The following is a 22318-nucleotide window of genomic DNA, read 5'->3' as shown; positions in this document are numbered from 1 at the left end:
ATTCCAAGGCAAAGGTAGCCTAAGGAAAGGGCAGAGTCCGTCTCCGGAATGCCACACTTGCGGATTGATTGAATGGGTTCCAACTTGATGAATGTTAAGAGTTTTTTCCTATTCAAGGGAACTCGAAAAGGTTCCATTCGGGGCTGACGTTTTTCGCGGCACGCGGGAAAATGTCTGCCCGCCCATGATGAAGAACAAATCTGGAACAAACGTGCGCGCGATGCTATATGTGGGGATAACCTTGGGGGTGGCAGGCTGATCGGTGCCCGCAAGCGTATAGGGTCGCCCTAGCGGGCGCAGAGGAACGCGGGCAGCGGATTCGCCCTTTTGAAATTCAGTGGCATTCGGAGTGGAGAGCGGCGATGGCGGGAAGCGTCAACAAGGTCATTCTGGTTGGAAATCTCGGCAAGGATCCCGAAATCCGCCGCACCCAGGACGGGCGGCCGATCGCGAATTTGAGCATCGCGACCTCGGAGACCTGGCGCGACAAGAACACCGGCGAGCGCAAGGAGAAGACGGAGTGGCATCGCGTCGTGATCTTCTCTGAGCCGCTTTGCAAGATCGTCGAACAGTATCTGAAGAAGGGCGCAAAGGTTTACATCGAAGGCGCGCTCCAGACCCGCAAGTACACCGACCAGAGCGGCGTCGAGAAATACTCGACCGAGGTCGTGCTGCAGGGCTTCAACTCAACGCTGACGATGCTGGACGGCCGCGGTGGCGGCGGCGGAGGTGGCAGCTTCGGCGACGAGCCGGGCGGCGACTTCGGCTCCTCCGGACCCGTCAGCAGCGCGCCGCGCCGTCCCGTTGCCGCCGGCGGCGGCCGCAACAGCGACATGGACGACGATATCCCGTTCTAGAACTTCGGAAGAGGCGGCTAGTCTCGGCGCAGATAACGGCCAACTCGGTTTTCAAGGATCCGCACCAGGACAGGATCCATGAATTCATAGTCGTCCGGAATGTCGAGACAGATGACCCGTTTGTTGTACAAGCTGGAGCGGAATTTCCGATTCAGCTTGGTCCGGTGGGTCTTTTCCATGACGAAGATGACGTCGGCCCATTCAATCTGCTCGGCGGACAGCAAGACGTCCGCGCCGTTCGAAATGCCGGCCGAGTCGGTCTCGATCCCGGGCCAGGTCGAAAACACCTGCTCGGCGGTAGGGCTGCGGAGGCGATTGGCGCTGCAGACGAAAAGGACGTTGGTCACTTTGCCGCTCTCGGAGACGATCGGTCAGGTATCGGCGGGATGATTGGTCGGTGCTTTTCGGGCGGGCTTCCGAGAGTTCCTGCTACATAAATACAGTTCTTTGGTCGACGGCTTTTCCGGCCTAAGCTTATGTGCGCCTCAAGTCTTCGGCGAGATGTGATGTGAATGATATTAACTTTTATGTTAATCATACTCACATCAGTCTCCGCCGGACACGAGGAAGCCCTGCATGAGCCTTGCGCCGCTGCTTGAGGCCGCGCCGGTGGTCCCGCTGCATGCCTTTGCCGCAATGGCCGCCCTTGTGCTTGGCCTCTTCCAGTTCTCCGCCCCCAAGGGCACGCTGCCGCACCGGACTATCGGCTGGATCTGGGTGGTCCTGATGGTGTTCGTGGCCGCCTCGTCGTTCTGGATCCACGAGATCCGTCTGGTCGGGCCGTTCAGCCCGATCCATTTCTTGTCGATCTTCACCCTGGCGGTGCTGCCGCTGGCGGTATGGCGTGCGCGCACCCATCGCGTCGCCGACCACCGGCGGATGATGATCTTGATCTTCTTCGGCGCCCTGGTGGTGGCGGGACTGTTCACGCTGGTGCCTGGGCGCATCATGCACCGGGTGACTTTCGGGGCGTGAGAGCCGGTTCCGCCCAGTCCGTTCCGGCCCCGTCCGCGGCCGTGGCGCGAAGGGCGTAAGTCTCTGGAAAAACAGTGGGAAAAAGCGCTTCCCCAAAGCTCGGCAAGGGTGGTTATCAGGGGTGTGATGCGCTATATGATTCCCAGATAAAACCTCACCGGATTTCCCCTTGGCTGACGACGATAACAAGCCCGGCGACCAGCCGGCGCAACCCTCGGACATTCGCCCCGTCTCCATCCTCGACGAGATGAAGAAGTCCTACCTCGATTACGCCATGAGCGTGATCGTGTCGCGCGCGCTGCCCGATGCGCGCGACGGCCTGAAGCCGGTGCATCGGCGCATCCTGTTCTCGATGAACGAGCAGGGCTTCACGCCCGACAAGAAGCACAAGAAGTCCGCCGGTATCGTCGGTGACGTCATGGGTAAATACCACCCTCATGGCGACCAGGCGATCTACGACGCGCTGGTGCGCATGGCGCAGGACTTCTCGATGCGCGAGTTGCTGGTGGACGGGCAGGGCAATTTCGGCTCGGTCGACGGCGACCCGGCGGCGGCCATGCGCTACACCGAGTCCCGCCTGACCAAGATCGCGCTGAAGCTGCTCGAGGACATCGACAGCGACACCGTCGACTTCCAGGACAATTACGACGGTTCCGAGAAGGAGCCGGTGGTCCTGCCGGCGCGGTTCCCGAACCTGCTGGTCAACGGCGCGGGCGGCATTGCCGTCGGCATGGCGACCAACATCCCGCCGCACAATCTCGGCGAGGTGATCGACGCCTGTATTGCGCTGATCGACAATCCCTCGCTGACCATCGACGAGCTCATCAACATCATTCCCGGCCCGGATTTCCCGACTGGCGGCATCATCCTTGGACGCCAGGGCATCCGCAGCGCCTACCATCTCGGCCGTGGCTCCATCGTGATGCGCGGCAAGGTCACGTTCGAGACCATTCGCAAGGATCGAGAGGCGATCGTCATCACCGAGATTCCGTATCAGGTGAACAAGGCGACGATGGTCGAGCGCATCGCCGAGCTCTACAAGGAAAAGAAGATCGAGGGCATCTCCGACCTGCGCGACGAGTCCGACCGCGAGGGCTATCGCGTCGTCGTCGAGCTCAAGCGCGACGCCGTGCCCGACGTGGTACTGAACCAGCTCTACAAGTTCACCCCGCTGCAGACGAGCTTCGGCGTCAACGCGGTTGCGCTCGATTCCGGGCGTCCGCAGACGATGAACTTGAAGGATATGTTGACGATCTTCGTCGGCTTCCGCGAGCAGGTCGTTACCCGGCGCACCAAGTACAAGCTGCGCAAGGCGCGTGAGCGCGCCCATGAGCAGGTCGGCCTCGCCATCGCGGTCGCCAACATCGACGAGATCATCAAGGTGATCCGCACCTCGCCGACACCGGCGGCGGCCCGTGACACCCTAATGACGCGCGATTGGCCCGCGCGCGACGTCGAGGACATCATCACGCTGATCGATGACCCGCGTCACCGGATCAACGAGGACGGCACGATCCGCCTCTCGCTGGAGCAGGCGAGGGCGATCCTCGAATTGCGTCTCGCACGTCTCACCGCGCTCGGCCGCGACGAGATTGGCGGCGAGCTGTCGAAGCTCGCCGGGGAGATCGGCGACTATCTCGCGATCCTGCGCTCACGCGCGCGCATCCTGGACATCATCAAGACCGAGCTTGCCGAGGTGAAGACCGAGTTCGCCACGCCCCGCCGCACCGTGATCATGGAGCAGGAGGGCGAGGTCGAGGACGAGGACCTGATCCAGCGCGAGGACATGGTCGTCACGGTCTCGCACGCCGGCTACGTCAAGCGCGTGCCGCTGTCGGCCTACCGGGCGCAGCGCCGTGGCGGCAAGGGCCGCTCCGGCATGCAGACCCGCGACGAGGATTTCGTCAGCCGGCTCTTCGTCGCCTCGACCCATACTCCGGTGCTGTTCTTCTCCTCGCGCGGCCAGGTCTACAAGGAAAAGGTCTGGCGGCTGCCGATGGCCGCGCCGAACGCGCGCGGCAAGGCCATGATCAACATCCTGCCGCTGGAGCAGGGCGAGCGCATCACCACCATCATGCCGCTGCCGGAGGATGAATCGACCTGGGGCCAGCTCGACGTGATGTTCGCGACCACGGGCGGCAACGTCCGGCGCAACAAGCTGTCCGACTTCGTCGACGTCCGCCGCTCCGGCATCATCGCCATGAAGCTCGACGACAACGAGGCGATCGTCGACGTGCAGATCTGCACCGAGCGCGACGACGTGCTGCTGACCGCTGCCGGCGGCCAGTGCATCCGCTTCCCCGTCACCGATGTGCGCGTATTCACCGGGCGCACCTCGATGGGCGTGCGCGGTATTGCGCTCGGCGAAGGCGACAAGGTGATTTCGCTGGCGATCCTGCGCCACGTCGACACCACCTCGGACGAGCGCTCGGCCTATTTGAAGATGCGCCGCGCGGTCGCGGGCGAAGCCGCCGCAGACGAGGCGCCGGCCGATGCCGAGGCCGAGGAGACCTCGGGCAGCTTCCAGCTCCCGCAGGAGCGCTATGTCGAGATGTCGGCGCAGGAGCAGGTCGTGCTGACCGTCTCCGTCAACGGCTACGGCAAGCGGACCTCGTCCTACGAGTACCGCACCACCGGCCGCGGCGGCAAAGGCATCGTCGCCATGAGCGTCAACAACCGCAACGGCAATCTCGTCGCCTCGTTCCCCGTGGAGGAGGCGGATCAAATCATGCTGGTCACCGACAAGGGCCAGCTGATCCGCTGCCCGGTCGAAGGCATCCGCATCGCCGGCCGCTCGACGCAAGGCGTGATCGTGTTCGACACCGCCGAGGACGAGCACGTGGTGTCAGTCGAGCACATCACGGAAGAGGCCGAGAACGGGAATGGAGCGAACGGGGAATAGAGGCTGGCGAATCGGGACTCATCCACCCGCCGTTCCTCGCAGCCGATAGTGCCTCCTGAACGAGATCGCGCCCGTCGGGCCATTCCGACGGGCGCGAGCGTCGCGTAGTCTGCGACGAGACGTCACAAAAATTCCTGGGGTCTTGAGGGACCCGCCCGACGCGAACCTGAACAGATCCGATTACGGCGTGCGGTTGGCGGTCACGAGGCGGGCCTCGCGGACGTTGGCCTTGGTGCCGGCGCTACGCAGGCAGGACGCTTCGAAGTTCGGCCAGGCCTGCTGCGAGCAGTCACGGCCGATGCTGCGGATGTCGAGCCGGTCGCTCTTGGCCAGCGGCTGCGGCACGCTGGCTTCGACCTTCGGGGCAAAGCCGGGCAGGAGGGTGAGGGCCGCGGCAACACACGCAGACAGAGCGATCGCTGAAATGGTCTTGATCATGACAGTCCCCTGTGATGCGGCCGCCTACGCCCAGTACGCGGCCCGTCATTCGTTGGCCGGATTAGTAACCATGGCCAGTTTCCGGACGTCTTCGCCGATGTGGGAAATGGTTTCGTTCGCGCTCCGTTTTGTTTCGTGGCCGCCCGAGGACGAAACAAACCGGCTGCCGCTGACGCCCAACGGGACATTTTCGGAGGGGCTGGACCGGAAACGGGCTAGGAAACCTGCCCGGCTTGCCGGCCCGGGCGGGGCGCGGTAGGACGGGGCCATGCCGCGCATCGCCTTCTACCCAGGTTCCTTCGACCCCATCACCAACGGCCATCTGGACGTGGTCCGGCACAGCGTTTCCTTGTGCGACAGGCTCGTGGTCGCGATCGGGGTGCATCCCGGCAAGAAGCCGCTGTTCTCGACCGAGGAGCGCCTCAAGATGCTCGAGGACGTCTGCGGTCCGATCGCGGCGCAGGCCGGCTGCGTGCTGGAGGCGACGACGTTCGACGATCTGTCGGTGACCGCGGCGCGCAAGCACGGCGCGACCATCATGATCCGGGGCCTGCGCGACGGCACCGACCTCGATTACGAGATGCAGCTCGCAGGCATGAACGAGGCCATGGCGCCGGAGGTGCATACGGTCTTCCTGCCGGCCTCTCCCATGGTCCGCCCGATCACCGCCACTTTGGTGCGCCAGATCGCCGGCATGGGCGGGGACGTCTCGGCCTTCGTCCCGCCGCAGGTCGCGGCACAGCTCAAGGCCAAATTCGCCTGAAAACGGCGCGCTTCCTCTTCTCTCTGATCCGGAGTTGTCATGATCCGAATTCTCGCAGTTCTTGCCGCGCTTCTGTTCGCGGCGCCGGCGGTGGCGCAGCAATTGCCGGCAAATCTCGACAAGGCCAACGCCATCGTCATCGACAGCACCAAGGGCCGCATCGTCATCAAGCTCAGGACCGACATCGCGCCGCAGCATGCCGAGCGCATCAAGCAGCTCGCACGTGAGGGATTCTACAACAACGTGCCGTTCCACCGCGTCATGGACGGATTCATGGCGCAGACCGGCGACGGCGAGAAATTCAACGGCACCGGCGGCTCGAAATACCCGAACCTGAAGCAGGAATTCTCCAAGGTGCATTTTGCCCGCGGCATCGTCGGCATGGCCCGGCGCGGCGACAGCGTCGACAGCGCCAACTCGCAGTTCTTCATCATGTTCGCCGACGGCGGCAGCCTCGACGGCCAGTACACCGTGATCGGCGAGGTGGTGCAGGGCATGGACGTCGTCGACAAGCTGAAGAAGGCGCCCCCCGGCTCGCCCGGCGGCTCCGTCACCGATCCCGACAAGATGGTGAAGGTGCAGGTCGCCTCAGACATCAAATAGGCGCGGCCATGGCGCGCCGCGGTGGCAGGCTCCTGCTGGTTGCCGCGGTGCTGTTGCTCGCCACCTCCCGTGCGGCCGTGGAGGCCGCCCAGGTCGACACGATCCAGGACATCTTCCGGCACCTGCGCACCTGCTGGAGACCGCCGTCGCCGGCGAGGGCCCGCCCACTCGACATCACCGTCCTGGTGAGCTTTAACCGGGCCGGAAACATTCTGGGCCATCCGAGGATTACCTATGAATCCGCGGAGGCCTCTGACAACGACCGGCTGCAATACCGGATCGCGGTGATGGAGGCGTTGCAACGCTGCACGCCGGTGCCATTTACCGATGCAATGGCCGGCGCCGCCGCGGGACGTCCATTCGCGATCCAGTTCCGCAGCCGCAAGACGTCACCCGACAAGACTTCACCCCCAACGCAAGAGAGACGAGCATGAGCGTCACCGAAAACACCCTGATCCTCGAGACCACGCAGGGCCCCGTCACCATCGAGATGCGCCCCGACCTCGCGCCCGGCCATGTCGCGCGTATCAAGGAGCTGGTCCGTGAGGGCTTCTACGACGGCATCGTGTTTCACCGCGTGATCGAGGGCTTCATGGCGCAGACCGGCTGCCCGCACGGCACCGGCACCGGCGGCTCCGGCAAGAAGCTGAAGGCCGAGTTCAACAAGGAGCCGCATGTGCGCGGCACCGCCTCGATGGCCCGCGCCGCCAATCCCGATTCCGGCGACAGCCAGTTCTTCATCTGCTTCGACGACGCCCGCTTCCTCGACAACCAGTACACGGTGTGGGGCAAGGTCACCGAGGGCATGGAGAACGTCGACAAGATCAAGCGCGGCGAGCCGGTGCAGAACCCCGACAAGATCGTCAAGGCGCGGATGGCCGCGGACAAGGAATAGTCACTCGATCCTCATCCTGAGGAGCGCGGAACGCGCGTCTCGAAGGATGAAGGCCCCACTGCTGCAACCCGGCCTTCATGGTTCGAGACGGCGCTAAGCGCCTCCTCACCATGAGGGTCTGGCTGTGTCGCGCCAAGCCTGCTCATGCGCACCGATCTCTTCGATTTCGATCTGCCGCCCGAGCGCATCGCGCTGCGCCCGGCGAGCCCGCGCGATTCCGCGAGGATGCTGGTCGTCGAGAATGGCGCGCTGCGCGATCAGATCATTTCCGACCTGCCGCAATGGCTGAGGCCGGGCGACCAACTCGTCGTCAACGACACCAAGGTGATTGCGGCGCAATTGAAGGGTCGCCGCATCGGCCGCGAGACCGAGCCGAAGATCGAGGCGACGCTGATCAAGCGCCTCGACGGCTCGCGCTGGCAGGCGCTGGTGAAGCCGGCCAAGAAGCTCGCCCCCGGCGACCGCATCCGCTTCGGCAACGACGGCAAGGTCTGCCTGCTCGGCTATCTCGACGCCGAGGTCGAGGCCAAGGGCACCGAGGGCGAGGTGACGCTGGCGTTCTCGTTCCACGGCCCGGCGCTGGACCAGGCCATCGCCGATCTCGGCAGCCCGCCGCTGCCGCCCTATATCGCCTCCAAGCGCACGCCAGACGATCAGGACCTCGCTGACTACCAGACCATGTTCGCGGCGAATGAAGGCGCAGTTGCAGCGCCGACCGCGGGGCTGCATTTCACGCCCGCGCTGGAGCAGGCGCTGCGCGACCGCGGCGTCGGCCTCAACCGCGTGACGCTGCATGTCGGGGCAGGGACGTTCCTGCCGGTGAAGGTCGACGACACCGAAGCCCACAAGATGCACGCCGAGTGGGGCACGATCTCGGCCGCAACGGCGGAGCGGCTCAACGCCGCGCGGAAGACCGGCGGCCGTATCGTTGCCGTCGGCACAACGTCATTGCGGCTGCTCGAAAGCGCAGCGCGCGAGGACGGCACAATCCAGCCATTCGCCGCCGAGACGTCGATCTTCATCACGCCCGGCTATCGCTTCCGCGCAGTCGATATTCTGATGACGAATTTCCATTTGCCGAAGTCGACGCTGTTCATGCTGGTGTCGGCCTTCTCCGGGCTCGCGACGATGAAGCAGGCCTATGCGCACGCGATCGCGAGCGGATACCGGTTCTATTCGTATGGCGATGCGTGTTTGCTGTTTCGAGCGGTCCCGTAGGGTGGATTAGCCGTCAGGCGTAATCCACCGCTTCTGTTTCCGCGGATATGAAAGAGGTGGGTTACGCCCAGCGGCCGCGCTTCGCGCATCCGCTAGGCTAACCCACCCTACGCACCTCCCGTTACGCCATCACCTTCTGCGGCAACAGCTCGGCGATCTGCACGGCGTTCAGCGCCGCGCCCTTGAGCAGCTGATCGGCTGCCACGAACATCGAGATCGAATGGCCTGAGGGGTCGCTGAGATCCTTGCGGATGCGGCCGACCAGAACGTCGTCCTGGCCCGAGGCGTCGATCGGCATCGGGAAGTAGTTCTTGGCGCGGTCGTCGACCACCTTGACGCCGGGCGCGCGCGCCATGATGGCACGGACCTGGTCCTCGCTGATCGGCTTCTCGCATTCGAAGGTGATGGCTTCGCAATGGGCGCGCAGCACCGGCACGCGCACGCAGGTGACGCCGACGGCGATGCTGTCGTCCTCGAAGATCTTGCGGGTCTCCTTGATGACCTTGGTCTCTTCGTCGTTGTAGCCGGTCTCGGGGTCGATGGCGGTGTTGTGGTTGAACAGGTTGAAGGCGTAGGGGTGTGGCATCACCTTCGGCGTATAGACCTGCCCGTTGAGGTTCGCGCGGGTGGATTCGACGAGCTCCTCCATCGCGGCGGCGCCGGCGCCGCTGGCCGCCTGATAGGTCGAGATGATCACGCGCTTGATGCGGTTCTTCTGGTGGATCGGCCACAGCGGCACCAGCGCGGTGATCGCGGCGCAGTTCGGGTTCGCAATGATGCCCTTGTGGTCGCGGATGCGGCTCGCGTTGATCTCGGGGATCACCAGCGGCACGTTTGCGTCCATGCGGAAGGCCGAGGAATTGTCGACCACGACGGCGCCGGCCTTCACCGCGATCGGTGCATACTTCCTGGAGATGCTGCCGCCGGCGGAGAACAGCGCGATGTCGACGCCGTCGAAGGAGCGCTCGGTCAACTCCTCGATGGCCACGCTCTGCCCGCGGAACGACACCGTCTTGCCGGCCGAGCGGGCGCTCGCCAGTGCCTTGAGCTTGCCGACGCGAAAGCCGCGCTTGTCCATGGTGGCGATGAATTCGGCGCCCACCGCACCGGTGACGCCGACAATCGCGACGACGGGATCGTTACTCACTTTGTCCTCCGTTGCATTGAGAATTTAGACAACAAAAAAGCCCCGGACCATCGAGGGCGGGGCTTGCCGTAGAGCTGATGCGTTTAAGTCGACGACCTACGCGCGCACGCCTCCCCGGGCCCCTTCGGCCGTGGTGGTTTTGGTCGTGCGTTTGGTGGTCGTGAACATGTCGGCGACTTATGCGGGAGAGTCTTGCGGCCGTCAATGGCTTTTCGGCCCGGTCGATGCCGGGGGCAGCCTGCCGCTATTTGGCACCCGCTATTTCCCCTTGGCGCCAGGCGGCTCCAGGGTGACCTCCTTGAGGTCGTCGCCGCTGACGACGACGATCGAGAAGTTCAGCCGGCCGCGCTCGCGGACCAGCCCGCCGCTGATGGCCTTGCCTGCGGCGGCGCGCTCGGCGACGCGTACGGCATCGGAGAGGCGGTGCCTGATCGCACCCAGCGCTGCGAGGTTGCTGCGGTCCTCGCGGTCGAGCTCGGTGAGGGGTAGGGCCGCTTCCCCGCCGACCAGTTCGCCGGTCGAAGCATTGATGGTGTGGCGCCAGATCCGGTCGTTGTGCAGTGTCTTCACCCGGTAGACCGGCACGCCCGAGCCGCCATCGAAGCTCACATCGGCGGTGGTGGCGCCGGCATGGCGGGCTTCGGCAATCGCCATGGCCTGGCTGATCGTGATCGAGGAGCTGCGGAACCGCTCTATTTCGCGGCTGACTGCCTGGCGGTCCGCTTCGGCATCACCATCTGTGTCGCTGTGAAGCGCGGTCGGCGTGCTCGCGGTCACGATGGCCTGTGCCGGTGCGGCGATGAGCAGCGCGGGCAATGCGATCGCAAGCAGGTGCGAGGTCCATCGTTGGGCAGTCGTCATGCTCGAAACCCTCGGCCAGCGAGTGTGCCGGATGATCGTAAAGAATTCGCGGCCGGCCTTGGGCATCGGCCGGCCGCGGAGCGCCGCGGCAGGCTGTACCCGCCGCGGCGATCGAAGCGGGTCCGGACCTCTTTGGGGCTAGTGAAAAAAGCGGCCCGAACCGACTGTAATGAAACCATACCGTATCGTTTTATTTCGGTCAATGACGCCGCATTGTCGCCCCCTGGGGAAAGCACGCAAGCTCACGGAATTGTCAGCGGGAGGAGCGGCGCCGTGGCGCGAGTTTCGAGGTGTCCTGGACGCGGTCGGCAGGTCCCAGCGCGCCGGCCAGGAACAGCTTGATCGCCGCGCGCATGCGCTTCTCGGCAGCCTTCAGCTCCAGCGCCGTTCCGAACGTCGCCATGCGGTGGGTGTGACCGACGACGACGTCGAGGAACACCTCGGCTGCGATGGTGGTGTCATCGACATCGAGCGCGCCTTGCGCCACCAGATGGTCGAAGAAGCGAGCCGTGGTGGCGACGGCCTTGAGCCAGCCTTCCTCCTTGCCGAGCTTGGCGACGTCGGGGAAGTTGATGGCCTGCGCCGTCATCATGCGGCTGAAGGCGACGGCATCCGGGCCGCAGGTGAAGGTCAGCATCTCGCGTCCGATCTCGACCAGCCGCTGCTCGACCGGGATGTTCGAGGCGCTGGAGAGCTGCGTCTCCGCCGCCGCCGACAGCGGCGCAAGCCAGCGCTCGATCTCGCGCCTCAGCACGGCCGCGAACAGGCCGCGCTTGTCGCCATAGCGGGAATAGACGGTGGGCTTGCTGACCCGCGCAGCTTCCGCGACCGCATCGAGCGAGGTCGCATCGAAGCCGCGATCAAGGAACAGGCGGGTGGCGACCTCGATCAGCCGCAGATCGCGCTCGATCGCAGCGGTCTTCGTCGGCCGGCCACCACGCGATTTCGGCACCTCGCGCCGTGGCGCTGCCGGTCTTGTCCTGGTCGCAGTCAATCCCATGCCCAATGATTCCTGCGGTCGTGATATCGGTCATTCGCTCTATATCGCGCAGGAGCGGAGGCGTCATCGCGAATCTGGCCGAATTGGCCATATCGTCAACGGTTTCGGTATTGCCTCGTTCCGTCACGAGGGATCACGGCAGCGTCGAGGTCCAGGCCTGGCCGGATGCAGCCTTCTCGTATCCGTACTGGTAGAGCGCCCGCATATAGCCGGTATCGAACCCTTCCGACGGCGGCGCGGGATAGTCGCGCGCGATGTAGGAGAGATGGAAGCCCAGCCGGTTACGCTTGGCGAAATCGTAGGTCGAGAAGATGATCGAGCGCGTCTGCGATTGGGTGATCGCCGACAGGCTGCGCGAGGCGACGTCGATGGTGCCGTTGGAGACGAGCTCGAAGTTGCGTTCGATCTTCTTGTTGACGAGGATGTAGATGTCCACCTTCGCATTGCCGGGCAGACGGCCACTCTGGAACAGCAGAGCTTCGGGCAAGGTCAGCACCGGCGCGGTCACGCCGCCGTCGACATGCATCTCCTGAAACTTGCGGCCCCCGCCTTCGGCATCGATCATGATGGGCGGAAACACCAGTGGAATGCTGGCGGAGGCCGCCATCACGTCGCGAAACAGCTTGAGCGCCTCGGGCGTTCCGACCGCGGCAATCTTGCCCATGTCCCAGATCGCGGTGCGCTGCGTGTCGAGGTCGGTCGTCACCACGAGCAGCCTGCGGCCCTTGGCGTGCTCGCGCGCGACCTGTGCCATGATCTCGGGCCCGACATAGCGTGCAACGAGCTCGCGCAGCCGCGTGTTGCCGAACAGGCCGGATCCGAACAGCACGCGCATGATGCTGGGATCGTTCAGGAGGCTCTCCGCGATGCCGCTGGTGTAGACCTCCTTCAGCGTGTCGTCATATTGCGGTCCGAGAAACGCGAACGGCGCGATCAGGCCGCCGGTGCTGACTCCCGAGACGACCGAGAAGGTGGGGCGGGTTCGGGCCGCGGTCCAGCCGTTGAGCACGCCGACGCCATAGGCGCCGTCAGCGCCGCCGCCGGACAGCGCCAGATAGGTTCTCGTCGCAGTGCTGTTGTCTTTATCGAAGCTGAACTTGGTGACCGGCTCGTCGGCGTAGCGCCGGAGGCCGTCGATATCCAGCACGCGCGAGGCGCTGGCTTCAGCGGCCGTGTAGGGCGTGCGGGGCAGGGCGGTGCAGGCGCCGAGCGCTAGGCTGCAGATCAGGACCACCGATCCGATCAGGCCGACGCCAGTCTGCCTGATCCGGTCACGCGAGGAGACGGATGCGTCGGTCGAACACGAAGGGTACGGCATTGTCGGTGGCTGGCGATCACGCATCTACCGCCGCCGGCAAGTTCGCCGCGGCATCTCGTCCAGCCCTGCGCACAAAACTACACTGTATCGTTTCGTTTGACAAGGGCGCGGGCACACTATCCTTGTGTGGGTCGGTGTCCCAGTCTGATGCACAAACCGGCGCGAGCGCGGTCGGCGGGTTGATCAGCCTGCTCCGACACGCAATAAGCACCACCATGAATCCCGACAATGACCTTCCCAATCACTTTGAGTTGCTCGCCACCGACGGGGCCGCGCGCACCGGGCGCCTGACCACCCCGCATGGCGTGGTGCGGACCCCTGCCTTCATGCCGGTCGGCACCGCCGGTGCCATGAAGGGCATGCACTGGCGCGAGGTGCGCGATGCCGGCGCCGACATCGTGCTCGGCAACACCTACCATCTGATGCTGCGTCCAAGCGCCGAGCGGATCGCGGCGCTCGGCGGCCTGCAGACGTTCACAGGCTGGAACGGACCGATGTTGACCGATTCCGGCGGCTTCCAGGTGATGTCGCTGGCGGATTTGCGCAAGGTCAGCGAGCACGCCGTCACGTTCCGCTCGCACATCGACGGCGCCAAGGTCGAGCTGTCGCCGGAGCGGTCGATCGAGGTGCAGCGTTTGCTCGGCTCCGACATCGCCATGCAAATGGATGAATGCGTACGGTTGCCTGCCGAGCGCGCCGACATCGAGCGCGCGATGCAATTGTCGCTGCGCTGGGCGGAGAGAAGCAAGCGCGCCTTCGCGAGCGCCCCGGATGGCTACATGCTGTTCGGCATCGTGCAGGGCGGCGACGTGCCCGAGCTGCGCCATGCGAGCGCGCAAGGCCTGGTCGGGATCGGCTTCCATGGCTATGCGATCGGCGGGCTCGCCGTCGGCGAACCGCAGGCGGTCATGCTGGCGATGATCGACGAGACCGCGCCGCTGCTGCCGAAGCAGCGGCCACGCTATCTGATGGGCGTCGGCACGCCCGACGACATCCTCGAAGCGGTGAAGCGCGGCATCGACATGTTCGACTGCGTGATGCCGACCCGCAACGGCCGGCACGGCGTCGCCTTCACGCGCTACGGCCAGGTCAATTTGCGCAACGCGCGCCATGCCGACGATCCACGCCCGCTCGATGAAGAGAGCTCATGGCCGTCGACGCGGAACTGCGCGCGCGCCTATCTGCATCATCTCGTCAAGGCCGGCGAGACGCTGGGCGCGATGCTGCTGTCCGAGATCAATGTCGCGTACTACCAGTCCCTGATGCAGGGCATCAGGGACGCGATCGCGCAAGGAAATTTCGAGGAGTTCTATCAGCGTACGCGCGCGGACTGGGCGAGGGGCGATATCGCCCCGCGCTAGCTCAACAGTCCAAACTCAGTTGCACACGAGCCGCCGCTTCACGGCATGCTTGGTCACGAAGCCGTAGCCGCAATTGTCGCAAGTCCAGAGGTAGCTGATGATGTGGTCCGAGACGTAGGCAGATGCTTCAGCGGCGACCATGGAGTCGGCGCAGACGGGACAGGTCGGCAACTCGCTGCAACGCGGATCACGCCTTAGCGCTACGGTCGACATCACTTCAGCAACCGCTGACATCGTGGTGACCTCCCTGCTTTGAGACCTAAGTCTAACATAAGCAGAATCAGTTGACGAGGTCGCAACACAAATGCGTTGGTTTTCTGCTAATTAAAGCTCACGCGATTTTGCGATGCAGCGTATTTAACATGTGCTGCATAGCCGCTTGCGTGTCGCCGCAAGCTGTCCGTAACTGCGCAGGGCCGCGACAGACGTGCAGATCGTCGCCACAGGGAGTTCATCATGGACGTATCGTCCAACACGGGTGCAGCGCACCAACCCGGCCGTGGCCGGATCTATGACTCGATCGTCGATGCCTTCGGCAACACGCCCATCGTGCGCTTGCGCCGGCTGGCCGGCATGCACGACGTGAACGCGACCATTTTGGCAAAACTTGAATATTTCAATCCTGCCGCGAGCGTGAAGGACCGCATCGGCGCGGCCATGATCATCGCGATGGAGAAGGCGGGCATCGTCAAGCCGGACACCGTGCTGATCGAGCCGACCTCCGGCAATACCGGCATTGCGCTCGCCTTCGTCGCGGCCTCCCGCGGCTACCGGCTCAAGCTGGTGATGCCGGAATCGATGTCGATCGAGCGACGCAAGATGCTGGCCTTTCTCGGCGCGGAGCTGGTGCTGACGCCGGCGGCGCAGGGCATGAAGGGCGCCATCGCGGCCGCCGAGGAGCTCTTGAAGACGACGCCGAATTCAGTGATGCCGCAGCAGTTCAAGAACCTCGCCAATCCGGAGGTGCACCGCCGCACCACCGCGGAGGAGATCTGGAACGACACCGGCGGCAGCATCGACTTCTTCGTGGCCGGCGTCGGCACCGGCGGCACGATCACCGGCGTCGGCCAGGTACTCAAGCCGCGCAAGCCGGGCTTGCGTGTGGTCGCGGTCGAGCCGGAGGAGAGCCCGGTGCTCTCGGGGGGACAGCATACTCCGCACAAGATCCAAGGCATTGGTGCCGGCTTCGTCCCTGACATCCTCGACCGCTCCGTGATCGATGAGATCGTGAAGATCAACTCGACCACCGCGATCGAGACCTCGCGCGCGCTGGCGCGGCATGAGGGCATTCCGGGCGGCATCTCCTCGGGCGCCGCGATCGCCGCCGCACTCGAGATCGGCAAGCGGCCGGAAGCTTCCGGAAAGACCATCCTGGCGATCGTGCCGTCCTTCTCCGAGCGGTATCTTTCGACGGCTCTGTTTGAGGGAATCTAGGACATGGCGGATCAACCGAGACGGCCGCGCACGCTGGGCGATGCCAGGACCGAGGCCGAGGCGGCGTTCAAGAAGGTGACGGCCAAGGTCGCCACGGCGCCGCCCAAGCAAAACGCCGTGCCCGGCATCAAGGAGCAGGTCACGCTGCGCATCGACCAGGACGTGCTGGAGTTCTTCCAGGAGGGCGGTCCCGGCTGGCAGGATCGCATCAACGAGGCGCTGCGCAAGGTGGCAGGGAAGTAGACTTCGCGGATGGGCTGTAGCTCCTCATCCTGAGGAGCTTGCGAAGCAAGCGTCTCGAAGGATGAAGGCCCCGCTGGTCGAGGCGCGCCTTCATGGTTCGAGACGGCGCTTCGCGCCTCCTCACCATGAGGATCACAAACGAAAAAGCCCGGCGCGAGCCGGGCTTCTGTCGTCTGGGATCCGTCTCGCTCTCAGCGGCGGAACATGCCGCCCATCATGCCGCCGACGACGCCACCGACGAAGGCCGCACCGGCAGCATCGCCGGGATTGCTGCGTGGCTGGGGAGCCGGTGCCGGCGCGCTGCTCTGAGCCGGGGCGGTGGCGGCGCGCCGAGCCGGCTTCTGGCTGCCGTCGCTCGCCGTTGCCGGGGCAGCCACGATTTCCGAGAGCAGGGCCTTGTGCTGGTTCTTGTTGAGATAACCCGACGAGGGATAGCCGCGCGCAGTCTGCCAGCGCTTGAGCACGGACCGCGTTTCGTCGTTGAAGACGCCGGTCTGGTTGGTGTCGAAGCCGAGCGCCGTGAGTCGCCGCTGCACGTCGCGACGCTTGTTCTTGTCGAGACCGATTTGGTCCTCGGTCACTTGGGTAGCCTCATCCGTGAAGGTGGCGGGATCGACGCCGGCATTGAGCGTGCGGGTCGCGGTCGAGGGGCCGCTCTTGATCGCCGCTAGCCGCGCCAGCGCCAGCGCCTTGAACTGGCCGTTCGGGTAAGCGGTGAGGTAGGCATTGAGCTCCTCGGCCTTGTTGGACTCCTTAACCGAGCGCCAGTATTCGAGCTCGACACCGTCCGAGCTTCCGGTCGCCGCCGGCACAATGCCGGTCGCGGTCGGGGCCGCAGCGGCGACCTGGATGGTCGGCGCCTGATTGAGATAGACGGAGCCGGTCAGGTTGGTGTGGCCCCAGGGCAGCTGGCCCTTGCGGGTCTCTTCATTGACCTGAGCGCGCACCGACGTCATGGCCTGCTGGATCTCGACGCCGGGCTTGGTGATGTTGTCAATCAACGCCCGCGTGAACGGGCTGTTGTTGCCTTCCTGGCCGTCGAGTGCGGTCTGGCCCGGGCCGGTGGCGAACGCGATCAGCGTGCCTTCGCCGGACTTCATCTCGGCGAGGCCGCTCTGGACGTTGACGCTGCGGGTCGCCGAATTCGACTTGATCTTCGCGGCGAACGGATTGTCCCGGCAGGCGTCGAGGAAGACGAGCTTGACCTTGGCATCGCCCATGGTCTGCTCGAGCGTCAGGTCGATGTTGATGGCGGCGCCCAGCTTGACGTCCATCTCCGACTTGATGTCGGCATCGACGGGCAGCAGGTAATTGGTGCCGCTGACGGCGATGCCGTGGCCGGCATAATAGAACAGCGCGATATCGGAGCCTTGCGCCTTGCGGCCGAAATCAAGCAGCTTCTCGGTCATCTGGTCGCGGCTGAGATTGGAGCCTTCGATCACCTCGAAGCCGACATTGCGCAGCGTGGCCGCCATCGCCTTGGCGTCGATCGGCGGGTTCGGCAATTGCGCGACGTTCTTGTAGGAGCCGTTGCCGACGACGAAGGCGACGCGGCGGTCAGCCTTGGCGGCACTGATCGACAGCGCCATGCACATCAGCGAAGCGAGGAGGGTGAGATAGCGCATTCTGAAATCCCCAGAATCGAATTGCAGGCAGCAACAAATCGGCCACGAACCTACACGAAGTGCCCGACTTCGCGCCACCAAAACGGCAGTCCGTTGCGTTCAACCCGCTGCTGTGTGGCCGAATGTGCACGATGGAGTGTTGCTCCAACGTGATCCAAATCACACGGCCACTTGGTTTTGTCGCGCGAGACGGCGCGAGGTTCACCTGGCCCGGGCGGGAACCGACGAAGCGGGCTTCAAATTGAGTAAATTGCCGAACAGGATCAGCGCGGCGCCGAGCACGGTCCAGGCGTCGAGCCGCTCGGAATACAACAGCCAACCGGCAGTTGCAGTCAGTGGAACCCGCAGGAAGTCCATCGGAACCACGACCGTCGCGTCAGCGTAGCGCATCGCACTGGCCAGGCAATAATGTGAGAACGTGCCGCAGACGGCGATCACGCCGACCCAGCCCCAGACATAGAGCGACGGCCACGTCCAGACCAACAGCGTCGGAATGAAGCCCGCAACCGACTGCACCACCAGCATCCAGAACAGGATCGAGAGCGCACTCTCGGTGCGGGTCAGCGATTTGACCAGCGCCATCGCGACGCCAAATCCCATGGCGGCGCCAAGCGCGATGAGCTGCCCCGGATTGATCTCCCCGGTCGAGGGGCGGACAATGACGATAACGCCGACGAGGCCGAGCACGATGGCGGCGATCTTCCATGGCGTCATCCGCTCGGACAGGAAGCTCGCCGCGAGGACGGCCGTCCAGATCGGCATGGTGAACTCGATTGCGACCACCTGGCCGATCGGGATCAGTGTCAGTGCGAAGAACCAGCCGAGTTGGGCAACATAGTGCACCAAATTGCGGCCGACATGCTGCGGCAACCGCGATGTCTTGAGCACCTTCCAGCCGCCGGCGCGGTAGATGATCGGTGAGAGCAAGACGAAGCCGGCCAGCGACCTCATTTCCATCATCTGAAAAACATTCAGCTCGCGCGTGGTCTCGCGCCCGGCGACTGCCATGATCAGCATCAGCGACAGCCAGCCGGTCATCCACAGTGCAGCCATCATTTTCGACGGTGTGGTACTCATCTGCGGCGGATACGAAAGGGATGGACCAAGGAGGGGCGGCCGGTATCGGCGACATTGCCGCCGTTTGCAACGGCCAAATCTGCGGATGCAGCGATGCCGGGCGGCATGCTAAGGCATCAGCGAACAACGACAAAGATCGGGAGACATTGCCCATGCGCATCTTGCAGCCGGCCGAGTGGAAAAAACCGCGCGGCTTTTCCCACGGCGTCGCGACCGAGGGGCCGGGCCGGTGGGTGGTACTCGCCGGCCAAACCGGGGGCGACGAGGCCGGCAGTTACGATCCCGACATGGCAGCCCAGGTCGCGACGGCGCTGAAGCGGATCGTCAAGCTGCTGGGCGAGGCCGGTGCCGGCGCCGAGCACATCGTCCGCCTGACCTGGTACCTGACCAGCCGCGCCGAGTACGAAGCGGCAGGTGCCGGCATTGGCGCGGCCTGGAAGGAAACGCTCGGCCGCAATTTTCCGCCCTCGACGCTGCTCTATATCGGAGGCCTCGTGGACGAGCGTGCCAAGGTCGAGATCGAGGTCACGGCGTTCGTGCCCGGCCCATAAAAAAATCGATCCGGCGCGGGCGCCGGATCGATTGTCGCGTGAGCTAGCGTCTTATTTCGACATCGAGATGTGCGCGCCGCGGAACTGACTGTCCGCGCGCATCGTGACGTTCTGCTTGTTGCCGGACGTCTTGAGAGAGATGTTGGCGTTGAAGCCCGCGGTGGAGGCCACCAGCTCGTAGCTTCCGCCACTGCCGCGGCCCTGGAGCGAACCGGAGATGTTGCGGCTGGTCTCGGACCAACTGCCTGCAATGGCGCCGCCTTCGGCCTTCACGTTGGCGCCGAGGTTGAATTTGTAGGCATCGCTGGCGCAGGTCAGCGACATCTCCATGGTCGGTCCGATCGGAGCGTATTTGGCCCGGCAGCGGATCCGCTCGGTCGAGCCGTCATCCAGCGTGACCGTGCCACTACCGCTCCAGCTGCCCGCCAGCGGGGCGAACGGGCCGGACTGGGCACTGCTTTCGGTCGCGGCGATCCCAGCCCCAAACAAAACGGCGGCCGCGATCAGCAGCCGCCGGTTCCGGGCGCGAGCCTCAATTGGTTTATTGGCGCGATGCTTCCCACCGCCCGCTGCACGGTATGCCTGCAGATGCTCCATTCCACTTCCCCGATCCGGCGTTGCCGCTGAGTTGACCGTTGGCATATGCACCATTGATCGAAACTTTCACAAGTCCCCCGCTGCCGATGGTGCCGGAAACGTTAGCGCCGGGCGCGGTGATCTTGCCGCCGGCAACCGTCAGCATCGAGCTTGCGGTCGGCTCGCACGAACCGCTCTTGGTCACGATGGTGACTTGCCAATTGCCGTCATAGGGATTCTGGGCGAAGGCGGGGGCGGCGAGGGTGCCAGCGAGAACTGGGGCGGCACAGAACACCGCAATGCGACCAAAACGCATGAATTCGTCCTTGAATGTGTCTGAGTTGTTGACGCTTATTCGGACGAAATGTGACGGAAATTTGTTGCGATGCCAAAGCGAAAATTGTTCCTTTGGGAACAATGGTTTATTTGCGCTTTTGGCTCCAATTTCCGAAGCAGAATCAAGGGCGCCGCACGTTAAGGGTAAACGTCAGGACGACTCGGAAAGAGCTTGCTCCAGGAGACTTCGGCTCAGAGGGCTGGCTCAGAGGATCTTGGCTCAGGAGAGGCTCGGCGCGGAGGTCGCGAACTGCTCGTCCTGGACTTTGGCGGGTAGCGCCTTGTGGACCTTGGCGTAATCGATCACGTCGGCCAGCAGCTTGAGCCCGAGCGGCGCCAGCGCGCGCTCCCAAAGCTCTCGTGCGGTCTCGCCCTTCTTGACGAAGCACCAGTCCTGGGCGGCGATCGCGCCGGCATCCATGCGGTCGGCGAGATGGTAGATCGTGCCGCCAGCGATGGGGTCGCCTTCCTTGATGGTCCATTCCACCGCGGCCTTGCCGCGGTGGCGCGGCAGCAGCGAGGGATGATAGCCGATCCCGCCGAGCCTGGCGGCGGCGAGCGCATCCTTGCCGATCCTGGCATGGCTGTGCGCGGTGATGATCAGATCGGTGTCCGGGGCGATCTCGGAGGCCACCACCAGCTTGGGATTGGCTTGCACCTGCACCTCGATGCCCGCCGCCTTGGCCGCCGCGGCGAGGCGGTCGTCGGCGTCCGCCACCACGACCCGGACGACCGAGACGCTGTGCTCCCGGAGCATGTTCAGGGTGGTCACGCCAAAATGGCGGGAGCCGACGAGGGTAATTCGCATGGGTGTCCGATCCGTCTCGCAACTGCGTCATCCCCCGATAACACGTCCGCATGCCCTGTCACCACCCGCGCAGCGTTTGCGTGGGTTATCAACAATGCGCCGGGCGCCGCTTGCGCGAACGCCGGGATTGCGCCGTCGAGCCGTCCGGCGCCTTCCAAGCGGGCATGACATCGGCTTGGGAGCGAAGGCAATGCGCAGCGTCGGGTTTTTCGCTGTCGCGACACTGCTGGCGGCCACTTCGGCCCAAGCTGGCGGGCCTTACCCGGCGGTCCCGACCGGCGTTGCGCCATCAGGTGGCGCCGATCTCGGACGCCTACCGTTGCCTGGGGCCCTGCGTCGTGGACGAGAGCCTGTAGCGGGTTCCTGTGTTTCGTTTCTTAACAGAGATGCCTCGGATTGGCTGACTCGGATTGGCTGATAAGGGTGCGCCAACCGGGGCTGGTGCATTTCAAACCCGCATCCGTTTTCGACCCCGGCTTTTGGCCGCGGGCGGCCTTTCATGCCCACGACTGACGAAATCATCGAACGGTAACACGATCTCAACCAGCTTGGCGTATCGACGAATCCGTCGCGGATTTGTATTGCGTACCGCGACACCGAAATCGTCCGCTGGCGTGGGCGCGCCGCCGGGCCTTTTCGCCGGGACAGATCTCATGCCGAACGCGATCGAGCAGATCGTCGACGCCTATGTGCGTCTGAAGAACCGCCGTGGACTCGACGAGCTGATGATGCACAGGCAGCGGCTCGCGGTCGATCTGAAGAGCCGGTCCGGCTATGATTTCAGTTTGCCGATCGGTCAGATCGACGAGGAGATCGCGATCATTGAGGCGGGGCTCAGCCGGCTCAAGTCGGATAAGTCCACGATCTAGACGTCGGCATCGTGCGCGATGCCTGGCGTTGACGCATTGTCGCAGTCCGAGCCCGGTTCATGCGGGGTTCAGGCCAGCCATGCGTCAATTGCCATGTCGTTTCGTGGGACGCGAATCCTGATAGGCTTGTCCCCGTGTTTTGAAGGAATCGTCATGATCGAACTTGCGCTGGCCGGCCTGCTTGCGTTTGCAACCGGGCCTGCGGCGCCGACAGCGCCCATGGTGGAGCAGGTTCAGTTCAGGGGCGGTCCGGGCGGGCAATGTCCACACGGCTACGATTACAACCACTCGAACGGCCGCTGCTATCCCAACGACCGTCACGCGCCGGGTGTCTACACCGGGGGCCACGGCTCGGGCTATGGGCGCCGTGGTGGCCTGTGCCCGCACGGTTACGACTATAATTACTCGACAGGCGAGTGCTACCCGAATCGTGCGCACGCGCCCGGCGCTTACGGTCGCCC

Annotated in this window: 25 protein-coding genes; 13 read left to right on the top strand and 12 right to left on the bottom strand. The window is 64.4% G+C overall.

Annotation, left to right across the window (positions count from 1 at the left end; all coding sequences use genetic code 11):
* Positions 1–362: 362 nt before the first annotated feature.
* On the top strand, positions 363–857 hold the full coding sequence (locus I6F24_RS22045) for a single-stranded DNA-binding protein (RefSeq protein WP_025036423.1): 495 nt from the start codon (positions 363–365) through the stop codon (positions 855–857).
* Between the two features lie 17 nt (positions 858–874).
* Here the strand turns inward: I6F24_RS22045 and I6F24_RS22040 are convergent, their stop codons facing one another.
* Positions 875–1204 (bottom strand): low molecular weight protein tyrosine phosphatase family protein, encoded by a 330-nt coding sequence (locus I6F24_RS22040; protein ID WP_036012656.1) that lies wholly within the window; start codon positions 1202–1204, stop codon positions 875–877.
* A gap of 229 nt (positions 1205–1433) precedes the next feature.
* Between I6F24_RS22040 and I6F24_RS22035 the strand changes: the two genes are divergently transcribed.
* The gene (locus I6F24_RS22035; protein WP_036028159.1) at positions 1434–1832 is read left to right on the top strand and encodes a DUF2306 domain-containing protein; all 399 of its coding nucleotides are present in this window, start codon (positions 1434–1436) and stop codon (positions 1830–1832) included.
* A 169-nt stretch (positions 1833–2001) separates the two neighbouring features.
* Positions 2002–4734, top strand: coding sequence for a DNA gyrase subunit A (gene gyrA / locus I6F24_RS22030; RefSeq protein WP_225151694.1), 2733 nt, complete (start codon positions 2002–2004; stop codon positions 4732–4734).
* Positions 4735–4914: 180 nt separating this feature from the next.
* On the opposite strand, the gene I6F24_RS22025 is transcribed toward gyrA, so the two are convergent.
* The gene (locus tag I6F24_RS22025) at positions 4915–5172 is read right to left on the bottom strand and encodes a hypothetical protein (protein ID WP_036012649.1); all 258 of its coding nucleotides are present in this window, start codon (positions 5170–5172) and stop codon (positions 4915–4917) included.
* 268 nt (positions 5173–5440) lie between these two features.
* Between I6F24_RS22025 and coaD the strand changes: the two genes are divergently transcribed.
* The 5 genes from coaD (at position 5441) to queA (ending at position 8651) form a co-directional block, all read left to right on the top strand.
* Positions 5441–5935, top strand: coding sequence for a pantetheine-phosphate adenylyltransferase (gene coaD / locus I6F24_RS22020; protein ID WP_036028155.1), 495 nt, complete (start codon positions 5441–5443; stop codon positions 5933–5935).
* A 39-nt stretch (positions 5936–5974) separates the two neighbouring features.
* A complete protein-coding gene (locus I6F24_RS22015; RefSeq protein ID WP_036028154.1) occupies positions 5975–6538 on the top strand; it encodes a peptidylprolyl isomerase in 564 nt (187 codons plus the stop codon).
* A gap of 8 nt (positions 6539–6546) precedes the next feature.
* Positions 6547–6972, top strand: coding sequence for a hypothetical protein (locus tag I6F24_RS22010; RefSeq protein WP_036028153.1), 426 nt, complete (start codon positions 6547–6549; stop codon positions 6970–6972).
* On the top strand, positions 6969–7433 hold the full coding sequence (locus I6F24_RS22005; RefSeq protein ID WP_018642141.1) for a peptidylprolyl isomerase: 465 nt from the start codon (positions 6969–6971) through the stop codon (positions 7431–7433). The genes I6F24_RS22010 and I6F24_RS22005 overlap by 4 nt, the downstream gene beginning before the upstream one ends.
* Before the next feature lie 144 nt (positions 7434–7577).
* Positions 7578–8651, top strand: coding sequence for a tRNA preQ1(34) S-adenosylmethionine ribosyltransferase-isomerase QueA (queA, locus tag I6F24_RS22000; protein WP_074447967.1), 1074 nt, complete (start codon positions 7578–7580; stop codon positions 8649–8651).
* Positions 8652–8772: 121 nt separating this feature from the next.
* Here queA and I6F24_RS21995 read toward each other — a convergent pair whose 3' ends face one another.
* The 4 genes from I6F24_RS21995 to I6F24_RS21980 all read right to left on the bottom strand — a co-directional run bounded on the left by I6F24_RS21995 (position 8773) and on the right by I6F24_RS21980 (position 13001).
* A complete protein-coding gene (locus I6F24_RS21995; protein ID WP_036028147.1) occupies positions 8773–9798 on the bottom strand; it encodes an aspartate-semialdehyde dehydrogenase in 1026 nt (341 codons plus the stop codon).
* 258 nt (positions 9799–10056) lie between these two features.
* Positions 10057–10659 (bottom strand): PepSY domain-containing protein, encoded by a 603-nt coding sequence (locus I6F24_RS21990; protein ID WP_036012631.1) that lies wholly within the window; start codon positions 10657–10659, stop codon positions 10057–10059.
* A gap of 253 nt (positions 10660–10912) precedes the next feature.
* Complete coding sequence (locus I6F24_RS21985; protein ID WP_036012628.1) at positions 10913–11659, bottom strand: TetR/AcrR family transcriptional regulator; 747 nt, start codon at positions 11657–11659, stop codon at positions 10913–10915.
* A gap of 133 nt (positions 11660–11792) precedes the next feature.
* Positions 11793–13001 (bottom strand): patatin-like phospholipase family protein, encoded by a 1209-nt coding sequence (locus I6F24_RS21980; RefSeq protein ID WP_050996042.1) that lies wholly within the window; start codon positions 12999–13001, stop codon positions 11793–11795.
* A gap of 191 nt (positions 13002–13192) precedes the next feature.
* Between I6F24_RS21980 and tgt the strand changes: the two genes are divergently transcribed.
* On the top strand, positions 13193–14338 hold the full coding sequence (tgt, locus tag I6F24_RS21975; protein WP_036028145.1) for a tRNA guanosine(34) transglycosylase Tgt: 1146 nt from the start codon (positions 13193–13195) through the stop codon (positions 14336–14338).
* Between the two features lie 15 nt (positions 14339–14353).
* Here the strand turns inward: tgt and I6F24_RS21970 are convergent, their stop codons facing one another.
* Positions 14354–14572: a hypothetical protein gene (locus tag I6F24_RS21970; RefSeq protein ID WP_036028144.1), complete on the bottom strand. Its 219-nt coding sequence runs from the start codon at positions 14570–14572 to the stop codon at positions 14354–14356.
* A 222-nt stretch (positions 14573–14794) separates the two neighbouring features.
* Here I6F24_RS21970 and cysK point away from each other — a divergent pair, with 222 nt between their 5' ends.
* Positions 14795–15772: a cysteine synthase A gene (cysK, locus tag I6F24_RS21965; RefSeq protein WP_036028142.1), complete on the top strand. Its 978-nt coding sequence runs from the start codon at positions 14795–14797 to the stop codon at positions 15770–15772.
* Positions 15773–15775: 3 nt separating this feature from the next.
* Entirely contained in the window at positions 15776–16015 is a 240-nt protein-coding gene (locus tag I6F24_RS21960; protein ID WP_036012607.1) for a BrnA antitoxin family protein, read from the top strand.
* A gap of 191 nt (positions 16016–16206) precedes the next feature.
* Here I6F24_RS21960 and I6F24_RS21955 read toward each other — a convergent pair whose 3' ends face one another.
* Both I6F24_RS21955 and I6F24_RS21950 read right to left on the bottom strand, forming a co-directional pair.
* Entirely contained in the window at positions 16207–17640 is a 1434-nt protein-coding gene (locus tag I6F24_RS21955; RefSeq protein ID WP_074447966.1) for a caspase family protein, read from the bottom strand.
* A 201-nt stretch (positions 17641–17841) separates the two neighbouring features.
* Positions 17842–18717 (bottom strand): DMT family transporter, encoded by an 876-nt coding sequence (locus I6F24_RS21950; RefSeq protein WP_225151691.1) that lies wholly within the window; start codon positions 18715–18717, stop codon positions 17842–17844.
* A 152-nt stretch (positions 18718–18869) separates the two neighbouring features.
* On the opposite strand from I6F24_RS21950, the gene I6F24_RS21945 reads away from it, so the two are divergent.
* Positions 18870–19268: a RidA family protein gene (locus I6F24_RS21945; protein WP_036028139.1), complete on the top strand. Its 399-nt coding sequence runs from the start codon at positions 18870–18872 to the stop codon at positions 19266–19268.
* Positions 19269–19319: 51 nt separating this feature from the next.
* Here I6F24_RS21945 and I6F24_RS21940 read toward each other — a convergent pair whose 3' ends face one another.
* The 3 genes from I6F24_RS21940 to I6F24_RS21930 form a co-directional block, all read right to left on the bottom strand.
* Positions 19320–19865 carry a hypothetical protein gene (locus I6F24_RS21940; protein WP_074447965.1) on the bottom strand — a complete coding sequence of 182 codons (546 nt, stop codon included), beginning with the start codon at positions 19863–19865 and terminating at the stop codon, positions 19320–19322.
* Positions 19810–20160, bottom strand: a complete 351-nt coding sequence (locus I6F24_RS21935; RefSeq protein ID WP_036012597.1) for a hypothetical protein — start codon at positions 20158–20160, stop codon at positions 19810–19812. Before I6F24_RS21935 ends, I6F24_RS21940 begins: the two co-directional genes overlap by 56 nt.
* Positions 20161–20400: 240 nt before the next feature.
* Complete coding sequence (locus I6F24_RS21930) at positions 20401–20988, bottom strand: formyltransferase family protein (protein ID WP_036012580.1); 588 nt, start codon at positions 20986–20988, stop codon at positions 20401–20403.
* Between the two features lie 653 nt (positions 20989–21641).
* Between I6F24_RS21930 and I6F24_RS21925 the strand changes: the two genes are divergently transcribed.
* On the top strand, positions 21642–21857 hold the full coding sequence (locus I6F24_RS21925; protein WP_036012594.1) for a hypothetical protein: 216 nt from the start codon (positions 21642–21644) through the stop codon (positions 21855–21857).
* Positions 21858–22318: the final 461 nt, after the last annotated feature.

The sequence above is a fragment of the Bradyrhizobium sp. BRP23 genome (assembly GCF_020194135.1).
Taxonomy (GTDB): domain Bacteria; phylum Pseudomonadota; class Alphaproteobacteria; order Rhizobiales; family Xanthobacteraceae; genus Bradyrhizobium; species Bradyrhizobium yuanmingense.
Note: the sequence above shows the minus strand (reverse complement) of the source record. Positions and strands in the feature narration are given on the sequence as shown.